Annotated in this window: 11 protein-coding genes and 1 other RNA gene; 4 read left to right on the top strand and 8 right to left on the bottom strand. The window is 30.9% G+C overall.

Annotation, left to right across the window (positions count from 1 at the left end):
- Positions 1 to 5: 5 nt before the first annotated feature.
- Complete coding sequence (locus WH52_RS09890) at positions 6 to 500, bottom strand: DinB family protein (protein ID WP_086030786.1); 495 nt, start codon at positions 498 to 500, stop codon at positions 6 to 8.
- Positions 501 to 717: 217 nt separating this feature from the next.
- Here WH52_RS09890 and WH52_RS09885 point away from each other — a divergent pair, with 217 nt between their 5' ends.
- A complete protein-coding gene (locus WH52_RS09885; protein WP_086030785.1) occupies positions 718 to 1,467 on the top strand; it encodes a hypothetical protein in 750 nt (249 codons plus the stop codon).
- Between the two features lie 62 nt (positions 1,468 to 1,529).
- On the opposite strand, the gene rny is transcribed toward WH52_RS09885, so the two are convergent.
- From rny to WH52_RS09865, 4 genes are all read right to left on the bottom strand, one after another.
- The gene (gene rny, locus WH52_RS09880; protein ID WP_086030784.1) at positions 1,530 to 3,095 is read right to left on the bottom strand and encodes a ribonuclease Y; all 1,566 of its coding nucleotides are present in this window, start codon (positions 3,093 to 3,095) and stop codon (positions 1,530 to 1,532) included.
- Positions 3,096 to 3,142: 47 nt separating this feature from the next.
- A non-coding RNA gene (gene ssrS, locus WH52_RS09875) (6S RNA) lies at positions 3,143 to 3,250 on the bottom strand.
- A gap of 55 nt (positions 3,251 to 3,305) precedes the next feature.
- Positions 3,306 to 3,593 carry a cell division protein ZapA gene (locus WH52_RS09870; protein WP_086030783.1) on the bottom strand — a complete coding sequence of 96 codons (288 nt, stop codon included), beginning with the start codon at positions 3,591 to 3,593 and terminating at the stop codon, positions 3,306 to 3,308.
- Positions 3,594 to 3,607: 14 nt separating this feature from the next.
- Complete coding sequence (locus tag WH52_RS09865) at positions 3,608 to 3,898, bottom strand: hypothetical protein (RefSeq protein WP_086030782.1); 291 nt, start codon at positions 3,896 to 3,898, stop codon at positions 3,608 to 3,610.
- 149 nt (positions 3,899 to 4,047) lie between these two features.
- On the opposite strand from WH52_RS09865, the gene WH52_RS09860 reads away from it, so the two are divergent.
- The 3 genes from WH52_RS09860 to WH52_RS09850 are packed head-to-tail and all read left to right on the top strand — an operon-like array spanning position 4,048 to position 9,426.
- On the top strand, positions 4,048 to 5,739 hold the full coding sequence (locus WH52_RS09860) for a M23 family metallopeptidase (protein WP_233131544.1): 1,692 nt from the start codon (positions 4,048 to 4,050) through the stop codon (positions 5,737 to 5,739).
- 22 nt (positions 5,740 to 5,761) lie between these two features.
- Complete coding sequence (locus WH52_RS09855; RefSeq protein ID WP_086030780.1) at positions 5,762 to 8,206, top strand: TonB-dependent receptor; 2,445 nt, start codon at positions 5,762 to 5,764, stop codon at positions 8,204 to 8,206.
- Positions 8,207 to 8,247: 41 nt separating this feature from the next.
- Positions 8,248 to 9,426 (top strand): DUF5018 domain-containing protein, encoded by a 1,179-nt coding sequence (locus WH52_RS09850; protein WP_143592134.1) that lies wholly within the window; start codon positions 8,248 to 8,250, stop codon positions 9,424 to 9,426.
- Between the two features lie 35 nt (positions 9,427 to 9,461).
- Here WH52_RS09850 and lgt read toward each other — a convergent pair whose 3' ends face one another.
- The 3 genes from lgt to cysS are packed head-to-tail and all read right to left on the bottom strand — an operon-like array spanning position 9,462 to position 12,049.
- Entirely contained in the window at positions 9,462 to 10,316 is an 855-nt protein-coding gene (gene lgt, locus WH52_RS09845; RefSeq protein WP_086030778.1) for a prolipoprotein diacylglyceryl transferase, read from the bottom strand.
- A gap of 8 nt (positions 10,317 to 10,324) precedes the next feature.
- Positions 10,325 to 10,576: a membrane protein insertion efficiency factor YidD gene (gene yidD, locus WH52_RS09840; protein WP_086030777.1), complete on the bottom strand. Its 252-nt coding sequence runs from the start codon at positions 10,574 to 10,576 to the stop codon at positions 10,325 to 10,327.
- Entirely contained in the window at positions 10,577 to 12,049 is a 1,473-nt protein-coding gene (gene cysS, locus WH52_RS09835; protein ID WP_086030776.1) for a cysteine--tRNA ligase, read from the bottom strand. It abuts the gene before it with no gap.
- Positions 12,050 to 12,076: the final 27 nt, after the last annotated feature.

Below are 12,076 nucleotides of genomic sequence, written 5' to 3'. Positions count from 1 at the left end.
CCCTCCTATTTAACTGTTACTTTTTTAGGTGTTGTAGGATTATATCCAAAATCTGCATCTGGTAATTCAATTCCTAATTGATTTATAATAAAACCAATACTTGCATAATGATGTATGGCATGACTATGTGCTTGAATTAAAGCACTACCAACAGTATAACTTGCAGTAACTTTTCCTGTACCCAAATCATCTGTAACAGAAATTATTTTATCAAAATCATCCGGATTCAATTTATATAATTGATTCAAAACTTTCTCAAAATAAACGATTCCTGCCCTAGTTTCTTGTTCAGCTAACGTGTTTCTCTCTCTATCAGAAAAATCTACTCTGCCACTTTCTAAACCATTAAAAATACAAGAAAACACATCGAGAATGTGACGCATATTACAACCTATACTAGAATAGTAAGGAGGAATTGTGTTGTTACTATATTCTTCATCAGAAATAGAATTTAACAACTTTACTCCTCTCAATAAGTTTTTTTCAATTGCGTCAATCATTTTTTTACTTAAATTTTAAAGTATGTCGCATAAATATAGAACATTTTACGGCGAATTATAAATTTTATCTACTTTCTTATCAATAAAAAAATAAACAACTGACTAACAATTAGTTATGATTTTTCATCTTTTTTGGCACGCAATTTGAAAATTGATACACAAATGCGGAAGCTGAAAAGCATACAGAGTAAGCAATAAACCCTAAAATTTAGCAATTATGAAAAAAGGTGTACTATTATTATTAGGCTTAATGACATTTGCAACAGGAAGTTTTGCAAGCACAAATCACAAATCAACTAGCAAAATTGGGGTTAATTATCGTTATGATGATGTAATCTCATTTGTAGAAAGAGGTGTAAAATTCCACGTTTTCTTAAATGGAGACTTCGATTTTAATACACATCCTAATTCTACTAGATATTACGACTATAACGGACGTAGAACTCGTGTAAATAGAGGTGTTAGGATTGAACGTGATTTTAGAGGTCGTGTTAGACGTGTAGGAAATTCGTTTATTAATTACGATTCTAGAGGAAACGTAAAACGAATTGGTAGTGTTTACATCGATTATAGATTCGGACAAATGACTCGAGTAGGAAATTTAAAAATTCGTTACGACCGTTGGGGAAACCCAAGATTCTTTGGAAATGTAAAGTTTAACGATTATTGTGAAGATGATGTATATTACAACGACAATGTAGGAATTGATATTGACATTAATATTGGAGATGTTTGCGATTATGACGATGTATATTTTTATAGAAGAGATTTTAGAAGAAATTACAGACAGTTTAAAGAAGATAATAACTTCTACTACTATAGAGCAGTTCCGAATGCAAAAATTGGTAAGAGAAGTAAAGTTTTAAAGAGAAGAAAGCCAAAAAAGATTGATAGATACAATGACGACAATCTTTACTTTAAAAAAGATATAAAAAAAGAAAAAGGTAGAAATAAAAATAGAAGGTAATCATAAAAAAATCCGATGAAATTTTCATCGGATTTTTTATGTATTTATTAAAAAGCAAACTCTTACTTAGCTACATTTACAGCTCTAGTTTCTCTAATAACAGTTACTTTAACTTGACCTGGATAAGTCATATCATTTTGTATTTTTTGAGAAATATTGAAAGATAATTCCGCTGCCTTCGTATCATTTACTTTAGCACTTTCAACCATTACACGCAATTCACGTCCAGCTTGAATAGCATATGCTTTTTGCACACCGTTAAATCCAAAAGCAATATCTTCTAAATCTTTTAAACGTTGAATATAACTATCTAAAACTTGACGACGAGCTCCTGGTCTTGCCCCAGAAATTGCATCACAAACCTGTACTATCGGAGCAATTAAACTCTTCATTTCTATTTCATCGTGGTGAGCTCCAATTGCATTACATACATTTGGCTTTTCACCATACTTCTCTGCCCATTGCATACCTAATAATGCGTGTGGCAACTCACTTTCTGTTTCTGGTACTTTACCTATATCGTGTAATAAACCAGCTCTTTTAGCAGCTTTAGCATTTAAGCCCATTTCAGCAGCCATAATACCACATAAGTTTGCTACTTCACGAGAGTGCTGTAATAAGTTTTGTCCGTAAGAAGAACGATACTTCATACGACCTACTGTTTTAATTAATTCAGGATGCAAACCATGAATTCCTAAATCGATAACTGTACGCTTACCAACTTCAATAATTTCTTGATTGATTTGCTTTTCAGTTTTACGAACAACTTCTTCAATTCTTGCTGGATGAATTCTTCCGTCGGTAACTAATTTATGCATCGATAAACGAGCAATTTCACGACGAACAGGATCGAAACACGATAAGATAATTGCTTCAGGAGTATCATCAACAATAATCTCTACTCCAGTAGCAGCTTCTAAAGCACGAATATTACGCCCTTCCCTACCAATAATTCTACCTTTTACATCATCTGACTCTAAGTTGAAAACAGACACACAGTTTTCTACTGCTTGCTCTACTCCTACTCTTTGAATGGTATTTAAAACAACTTTACGAGCTTCTTGCTGTGCGGTCATTTTAGCCTCTTCAACAGTGTCTTGAATAAACGACATTGCATCTGCTTTTGCTTCATCTTTTAAAGACGCTACAAGCTCTGTTTTCGCTTCGTCTGCAGATAAACCTGAGATTTGCTCTAACATATCTACATGACGTTTGTGAAGCTTTTCTATTTCAGATTCTTTTTTGTCTAAGAACTCTAATTTATAATCGAAATCTGCCTCTTTCTTTTCAAGAGAGCGATTCAATTTTTTGTTTTTATCTAACTCTGAAGAAACCTGACTTTCTTTATCTCTAACTCTTTTTTCTACATCAGAAACTTTCTTTTCACGAGCTAAAATTACTTTTTCATGCTCAGACTTAAGTTCTATAAACTTTTCTTTTGCTTGAAATATCTTGTCTTTCTTAATTGCATCAGCCTCAACTTTTGCTTCTTTAAGAATATTCTTAGCTTCTTTTTCTGTTTCTTGTATTAATTTATTCGCCTTCGATTTTTCTAACATTTTAGCAATAAGAAAACCTATTACTAAACCAATAATTCCTGCTAATGCAGGAAATACATATCCTTCCATAATTTTGATTAATTGTATAAAAAAAGCCTACATCAGTAGGGTCTTATAAACTCCTGAAAAACAGGTTTAGGACTAACTGGCTGATCAAGGATCCGAATAAAATCGGCATGCTTTACTAACCAAGACTCATCCTTTTTAATTGTATAGCGTTGAGTTTATTAAACAATGTACTAATGTAGGCAGTATATTAAAATTTTTATTTTAAAGAACTTACAAATGCTTATCTAATAAGCTTGTTAATTTGTTTATTTGTTGTAATGCTTTTTCTTCTTCGTTTGAACTAAATATCTTGTTTATTTGCTGTTTTGATGCAAATTGTAATGCACACATTGCTAATACATCTTGCTTATCGGACACAGCATAATTTTGTTCAAATTTAGCAATTAATTCATTAATTTGTTTTGCTGCCTTACGCATTCCTTCTTCCTCTTCAGTATTTTGCACAGTTAAAGGATATGTTCTACCAGCTATAACAACATTAACTTTTAGTTTTGCCATGTAAAGAACTTATTTTACGAATTCAAGAGTGTAATACATTTATCTATCTCTCGAATTAAAGCATTTATTTTGAGTTTTGTTTCTCGTGTATTTTCGTTACTGCCCTCTATAGTTTTCGCAATTTTCAACAATTTATATTCTTCTTCTTTTGCTTCTAATTCCGATTGTTTCTCTTGTAATAAGTATTGCAATTTAGCATTACTGTTAAGTAAAACCTCGTTTTCTTCTTTTAAAAACTCATAATTTACCAGTAGTTTTTGCAACCTATCTTCCAGTAAATGAATTGCTTCTAAGGTCTTACTCATGTACTTTTTGAGAATATAACTATTTTCACAAAGTTATTAATCTCAAACTACATTCACAAAAATTTCACTCATTTTTACTAACTCCCTTAGTATTAACCTACTAAATCTTTGGTTATTTTTTTAGTATTTTTGTTATAAACCGTTGCAGATTGAGAGTATTTATTTCATTTTTAATGACTTTTTTTTGTTGCGCTGTAATTGCGCAGAAACAATATCCTAAACACTATTTTTCGGCTCCTTTAAAAATTCCGATTATTCTTTCGGGAACTTTTGGGGAATTGCGCAGTAATCATTTTCACTCTGGAGTTGATATAAAAACCTTAGGTAAACAAGGAATTCCTATTTATGCTCCAGCTGATGGATATATTTCTCGACTAAAAGTTTCTCAATATGGTTTTGGAAAAGCTTTGTATATGAATCATCCTAATGGATATACAACTGTGTATGCACATTTAAAAAAATATGCTCCAGAAGTTCAAGCTTATATCAAAAAGATTCAATACAAAAAGAAGAAATATAGTACTGGTAATATTTTTCCAAACCCTGAAAAATTTCCTATTAAAAAAGGGCAACTTTTAGGATATACAGGAGATAGCGGAAGTTCTGGAGGTCCTCACCTACACTATGAAATTAGAGATACTGAAACCGAACATATCATAAACCCAATGTTATTTGGTTTAAAACCTTCAGATACTAAAGTTCCTATTTTTAGAAAATTAATGGTTTATCCGCTTTCTGAAGATGCTCGTATAAATAATACAGCTCAAAAAACCGATTTAGAAATTAAAAATTTAGGCAGTGGTAAATACATTGCTAATAGAATTTCTGCAAGTGGTACTATTGGTTTTGGGGTAAATGTTTTTGATCGTTTAGATGATGCTCTTAATAAAAACGGTGTATATAGTTTAGAAATGAAAATAAATGGTAATCGCGTGTATTATCATGATTTAGAAACTTTTTCTTTCCCTGAAAGTAAATACATTAACTTACTAATTGATTATCCTCACTATGCTAAATACAGAAGTAGAATTCAAAAAACGCATAAAGTAAAAGCCAATAAGCTTAGCATTTATGAAGATTTAATTAATAACGGAAAAATTGACATTGAAAATGGTTACAATTACAATATTGAAATCATCGCTAAAGATTTTGTGAACAATACTGCTTCTATAAAAATTCCTGTACAAGGTGTAGCAAGCAATACTCTTTTAAAAAAAATTGATACCACAGCATATAAAATTAAGCACAAAGAATTTAATAAGTTTCAACAGAAAAATGTAACTATTGCTTTTCCTAAAAATACTTTTTACGAAGATTGTTTTTTAGATTTTTCAATAGATAATGGTATTGCTAAAATTCATGAACCTACAATACCTCTAAACAAAAGATATACGCTAACATTTTTTACCGATCATTTAAATTCTCAACAAAAAAAACAAGTATATATTGCCAATGTTACTCGTAAAAAATATCCGAGATACACATCAACACGTAAAAAAGAAAATAAAGTCTTTACTACTACCAAAAGCTTAGGTAGTTATACTTTAAAATACGATTCTATTCCACCTACTGCCTATTTAGTTAACTTTAAAAATAAGCAATGGGTTTCTAAACTTTCTGCATTGAAAGTAAAAATTAAAGACAAACAATCTGGCATTAATGATTATGTTGCTACCATTGATGGTGACTGGGTTTTAATGGAATATAATCATAAAAAAGGAATTCTTACTTACGATTTTAATGACAAAAAGTTGGTAGGTAGCAAACATCTTTTTAAACTTGTAGTTTCTGATAATGTAGGGAATACCAAAACCATTTCTGCTACGTTTTTTAGAAAGTAACTAATTCATCACTGTATTTATTTTGAGAAAACTACTTATACTATTGTTATTTCCTGCGCTAGTTTTTGCGCAAAAAACAGCCACAGTAAAAGGTAAAATTATAAACAAGTATAACCAACCTATTGAAGGAGTAGCAATTACTTACTTAAAAGACGGAACAACTACGAATAAAAATGGTGAATATCAATTTACTATTCCTGTAAGAAAAACGGTTTCGGTTACATTTACACACGTTTCCTATAAAACTATTAGTAAAAAATTCACAGCCAGAGGAAGTAGAGTTTTTAACTTCTCTCCTACGTTAACTTTCAAGACGCAAGAGTTAGAAGAGGTTATTGTAAAAAATCAAAAAAACGAAGCACAAGGAATTACTAAAATAGAAACTAAAAAGGTAAATACCTTAGTAGGTGCCAATTCAGGTGTTGAAAATGTGTTAATGACTTTACCAGGAGTTAGCAACAACAACGAATTAAGTACACAGTACAATGTTCGCGGTGGAAATTTTGATGAAAACTTGGTATATGTAAATGGTATTGAAGTTTACCGTCCTTTTTTAATCCGTTCTGGTCAGCAAGAAGGATTAAGCTTTATAAACACACATATGATTCAGAATATTAAGTTTTCTGCTGGTGGATTTCAAGCAAAATACGGAGACAAACTTTCTTCTGTTTTAGATATTACTTACAGAAAGCCTAAAGAATTCGGAGCTCGTATTGATTTAAGCTTATTAGGTGGAGGAATTACTGTAGAAGATACTTTTTTAAACAATAAACTGAGTGCTATTTTAGGAGTTCGATATAGAGACAACAGCCTTTTTGTAAATAGCAAACAAACCGAAGTTAATTTTAGACCTAAATTTACCGATGTACAAACATTTTTAAGTTATAAAGCAAACGAAAAGTTAACCTTAAACTTTTTAGGAAACTTTTCTTTAAACGATTATAACTATAAACCTCTAACAAGGCGAACTCGTTTTGGTACAGTTGCAAATCCGTTAGAATTGATTGTTTTTTATCAAGGGCAAGAAGAAGACCAATTTAAAACATTGTTCGGAGCATTTTCTGCGGAATATCAAGTAAATGAAAATTTAAAGCTTACAGGAACTGTATCTTCGTTTAACACGCAAGAGCAAGAATATTTTGACATCGCTGCTGCTTATGCATTAGGTGAAGTTGATGGTAATATTGGTTCTGAAAGTTTTGGTGAAGTTCAATTCGCTCAAGGAATTGGTTCGCAAGTAAATCATGCTCGTAACGATTTAGATGCCTTAATTAGTAATGTACAGTTAAGAGCTACATTGAAAGATGGAAAAAATGAATGGCGAGCTGGAGTTAAATATCAAAAAGAAAATATTAAAGACCGAATTAAAGAATGGGAAGTAATCGATTCGTTAGGTTTTTCTATTCGTCCGCCTCATCATACAGGAAATAATCAACCATATGAGCCTTTTACAGGTCCTATAGAACCTTTTCAAAAAGTAGATGCTCGAAATAATGTAGACATTAACCGTCTTTCTGGATTTTTACAATTCAGTAGAAAAACAAATTGGAATGATAACGAGATATGGTTAAATCTTGGTGTAAGAACTCATCATTGGACAGTTTCAGACAATATTACCTCATCTAAAAGTCATACAACTTTTAGCCCAAGAGCTCAATTCGCTATTAAACCAGACTGGAATAGCGACATGCTTTTCAGACTTTCAGGAGGATGGTATTCTCAACCTCCTTTTTATAAAGAGTTAAGAGATTTTGATGGTAAAATTCATCCTGAGGTAAAAGCGCAAAAATCAATTCATATAGTTGCTGGTAACGATTATAGTTTTACACTTTGGGAACGACCTTTTAAACTAACTACCGAATTATATTATAAAGATTTATCAAACGTAAATGCCTATTCAGTAGATAATGTAAGGGTTCGTTATAGAGCAGATAATGTTACTGAAGCTTACGCTTACGGATTAGATATTCGTTTAAATGGAGAATTTGTTCCAGGAAATGATAGTTGGGTGAGTTTTGGATATTTAAAAACTGAAGAAAATATCAACAATCGTGGTTATATAGCAAGGCCCACAGATCAACGTTTAAAGTTCGGTGTACTTTTTCAAGATTATGTTCCTAATTTACCAGATTTAAAAGCTTATTTAAATATTGTTTACAATACTGGTTTACCAGGTGGAGCACCAGCATATTCTGATGTTTATGAGTTCCAAAATCGTTTAAATGACTATAAACGTGCAGATTTAGGACTCTCATATATTTTTGTTGATGCCAATAAAACACCTACAAGTAAATTTTTACAACACTTTAAAGAATTTACTGTAGGTTTAGAATTATTCAACATTTTTGATATTAAAAACTCTAACACTAACACTTGGGTTCGAGATGCATATAGTAAAAGACAATACGGAATTCCTAATTTTATGACAGGCAGAGTTTTAAACTTTAAAACGAGTATGAGTTTTTAATCCTATTTTTACCTCAAAAAATAAACATTTAAATTCTTGTTATGAAAAATAATTTTAATACTCTAATCACTTATCTTTCCATATTGATATTATCTCTTAGTTTCTCTTGTACCAAAAACGGTATTCAACTGAATGAAAATAATCAAATACTTTCATTTACCATGAATAAAGGAAGCTTTTCTAAAAACTTTACTATTGAAGGAAACTCTATTATTGGTGAAGTTGATTGTGATTTCGACTTAGAAGATATAACTCTAGATATACAAATTCCTCATAAAGCTTCTATATCTCCTGACCCGCAACAAATAACTTCTTTAACTAAACCTATAAACTTTACTATAACAGCTGAAAATGGACAAAAAAACACTTACACTGTTCTTATCACAAAAAAAACATGTAATGATAATTATATTTTAGAGTTTCAAATAAATAGTAATAATTTTACAACAAAAGCAACTATTGATAATAATAAAAACATAATTACTCAAAGAATACCTCCATATGTTAATTTATCAAATTTAAATACTACCATCTTTATTTCTGAAAAAGCTACTTTAAATCCAATAAACATTTCTGATTTCTCTTCAGATGTAGCTATTACTGTCACATCACAATCAGGAATAAAACGTACATATAACGTTAAGATTTCTCATATGGATGAAAGCTTTATGCGTACATGTAATGAGATGAACGCTTGGAAATGGTTCGGAGGAGATGATAGAGATTTTGTTACTGGTATTATACCTTATGATAGAAATGTTGGAACTGGTCAAGCAATTATCCTTGAAAAAGACCTAAGTCCAACTTCATTCAGTATTCATTTACGTGAAGGGTTTAGATATGATAGCAACGACAATCTTTATAATCAACCAGTAAAAATTAAATTAAACATTAGAAATACTAATGAAGAAATTATAGCTACCACTATTACTGAAGTATCAAGTAATTTTAATGGTGGATTTATTCCTTTTGATTTAGAAAGTAAAAAACTTTTCTTTAAAAAAAATGAAAAGTATATTTTTCAATGGTATTTAATTGATGGTCAAAAACTAGGAATAACAGCTTCGAGTTCAGGAAACACTAATAAATCATCTGGGTTTTGTTTTAATGGTGGTTATACTAGCACTTCACATAAAAGATTTAATAATAACTTGAACAAAGCTGATTTATGGCATGAACATGATTGGAATTTCAATATAAAAATTGAAGGTCTGCAATAAAAGAAAAGCTCTTAGTTAAACTAAGAGCTTTTCTTTTATTTTGCACTTGGTGATTTTCTAATCATCAACCAAACACCTATTAAGATTAACGGAATACTTAATAATTGACCAGTATTTAATCCTAAAAGAATATCTTCTCTTCCTTCAACCTGTGGTTCTTTTAAATATTCTATGGTTAAACGTAATCCCCAAAGAACTATCATAAACAACCCGAATAAAAAACCTTCTTGTTTTTTCTTATCTGTTTTCCAATAAAAATACCACAATGCAAAGAATAGTATTAAATAACTAAATGCTTCGTATAATTGTGTTGGATGGCGCGGAACCGTTTCCCCAGCTCCTTTAAAAATCACTCCGAAAGAACTACCCGTTGGTTTTCCATAGATTTCTGAATTAAAAAAGTTTCCAAATCGGATAAAAAATCCTGCTAAAGCAACCATAATCCCCATTCTATCTAAGATAAACAACCATGATTTTTGTAAATGTTTTTTAGCATAGAAATACAAAGCTATTGGAATAGCAATTGCTGCCCCATGGCTAGCAAAACCTGTAAAACCTGTAAACTTCCATCCTTTTATTATTCCAAAAAGAGCCTCTGCTCCTACTTGCTTTTTAAATGGTAAAATAATCTCTAATAAATTATTTTGATAATAACCCCAGTTATAGAAAAAAACTTCTCCTAAACGCATTCCTATTAACATAGAAACAAATACGTACATAAATAACGGATCCAATTTATCTGGATTTATACCATCATTTATATAAATTTTCTTCATTAAATGTAATCCTAATACAAAGGCTATTACAAACATTAAACTATACCAACGAATGGTAAAAAAGCCTAAATCTATTCCTATTGAAGGATCCCATATTATTGATAAATAATTCATTTAATTAGTTAATTTTTATGATTTTTTATTTCTTTTTTGTCTGGTACAGGGTCATAACCACTTCCTCCCCAAGGATGACAGCTAAAAATACGTTTTGTAGCTAACCATCCACCATAAAAAAGTCCGTGTTTTTGTAATGCTTCAATTGCATAATGTGAGCAAGTTGGTGTATATCTACACGTTGCTGGTGTAAAAGGAGATATTGCCGTTTGATAAAAACGAACCAATAAAATAAACGGATATGCTAATATCTTTTTCAATTAGTTTATTGTAAAAGTAGTGCCTTCTCTACCGTCTTTTAACTGAATACCTAAAGCTAATAACTCATCACGAATTTGATCTGACAATGCCCAATCTTTATTGTCTCTTGCTTCTTTTCTAAGTTTAATTAACAACTCTACAACTCCATCAACTTTATCTGAACCTTGTTGTTTTTCTTCGTCTAATAAACCTAAAACTTCAAATACAAAAGCATTAAGTGTTTCTTGTAAATCTTTTAAATCTTCTTCTGAAACTTTTGCTTTTTTATCTCTTAATAAATTAATGAATTTAACAGCTTCGAATAAATGAGATATTAATATTGGTGTATTAAAATCGTCATTCATAGCATCATAACACTTCTGCTTCCATTCTTTAACATCAAAACCTGAAGATGAATCAGCAACTACAGTTTTTAATGTTTTAAGAGCTTCCATTAGTTTATTATATCCTTTTTCTGAAGCCAATAGTGCATCATTAGAAAAATCTAAAATACTACGGTAATGTGCTTGCATTATAAAGAAACGAACAACTCCTGCCGAAAATGCTTTGCTTAAAATTTTATTCTCTCCTGTTAAGATTTCTCCAGGTAAAATATGATTTCCTGTCGATTTAGACATTTTTTGACTATTCAACAAAAGCATATTAGCATGCATCCAATAATTTACTGGCTGCACACCTGAGCATGTATGAGATTGTGCAATTTCACACTCGTGATGTGGAAATTTTAAATCCATTCCACCACCATGAATATCAAATTGTTCTCCTAAGTACTTAGAACTCATTACTGAACATTCTAAATGCCAACCAGGGAAACCGTCACTCCAAGGAGAAGGCCAACGCATGATATGACGCTCATCGGCTTTTTTCCAAAGTGCAAAATCTTGTGGATTCTTTTTATCTGATTGTCCGTCTAAAGTTCGTGTATTGTTGATAGCATCTTCAATAGTTCTACCCGATAAAATTCCGTAGTTATGATCTTCATTGTATTTTAATACATCGAAATACACCGAACCATTTACTTCGTAAGCAAAACCTTTTTCCATGATTTCTTTAATCATTTCAATTTGCTCAACAATATGCCCAGTTGCAGTAGGCTCAATACTTGGTGGTAAGAAATTGTATAATTTAGTAACCTCATGAAAATCTACTGTATAACGCTGTACAACTTCCATTGGTTCTAATTGCTCTAAACGAGCTTTTTTAGCAATTTTATCTTCATCTGCATCATCTTCTAAATGACCTGCATCAGTAATATTTCGAACATAGCGAACTTTGTAGTCTAAATGTTTTAAGTAACGAAATACCATATCGAAAGACATAAATGTACGTACGTTACCTAAGTGTACATTACTATACACGGTTGGACCACAAACATACATTCCTACTCTACCTTCGGTTACAGGTACAAAAACTTCTTTACTTTTTGATAGCGAATTGTATATTTTAAGTTGATTTTCTTTGTATAATTCCATTGAAAAAAATGACTAATTTCGAATGGT

Origin of the sequence: Tenacibaculum holothuriorum (assembly GCF_002120225.1) — a bacterium.
Lineage (GTDB): Bacteria > Bacteroidota > Bacteroidia > Flavobacteriales > Flavobacteriaceae > Polaribacter > Polaribacter holothuriorum.
This window is presented reverse-complemented; position numbering and strand designations above follow the sequence as displayed.

What these genes read in the sequence shown, in the direction of transcription:
- WH52_RS09885 (WP_086030785.1), top strand. Translation starts at nt 718, where the DNA reads ATGAAAAAAGGTGTACTATTATTATTAGGCTTAATGACATTTGCAACA.
- WH52_RS09870 (WP_086030783.1), bottom strand. Translation starts at nt 3,593, where the DNA reads ATGGCAAAACTAAAAGTTAATGTTGTTATAGCTGGTAGAACATATCCT.
- WH52_RS09850 (WP_143592134.1), top strand. Translation starts at nt 8,248, where the DNA reads ATGAAAAATAATTTTAATACTCTAATCACTTATCTTTCCATATTGATA.
- WH52_RS09890 (WP_086030786.1), bottom strand. Translation starts at nt 500, where the DNA reads ATGATTGACGCAATTGAAAAAAACTTATTGAGAGGAGTAAAGTTGTTA.
- rny (WP_086030784.1), bottom strand. Translation starts at nt 3,095, where the DNA reads ATGGAAGGATATGTATTTCCTGCATTAGCAGGAATTATTGGTTTAGTA.
- lgt (WP_086030778.1), bottom strand. Translation starts at nt 10,316, where the DNA reads ATGAATTATTTATCAATAATATGGGATCCTTCAATAGGAATAGATTTA.
- cysS (WP_086030776.1), bottom strand. Translation starts at nt 12,049, where the DNA reads ATGGAATTATACAAAGAAAATCAACTTAAAATATACAATTCGCTATCA.
- WH52_RS09865 (WP_086030782.1), bottom strand. Translation starts at nt 3,898, where the DNA reads ATGAGTAAGACCTTAGAAGCAATTCATTTACTGGAAGATAGGTTGCAA.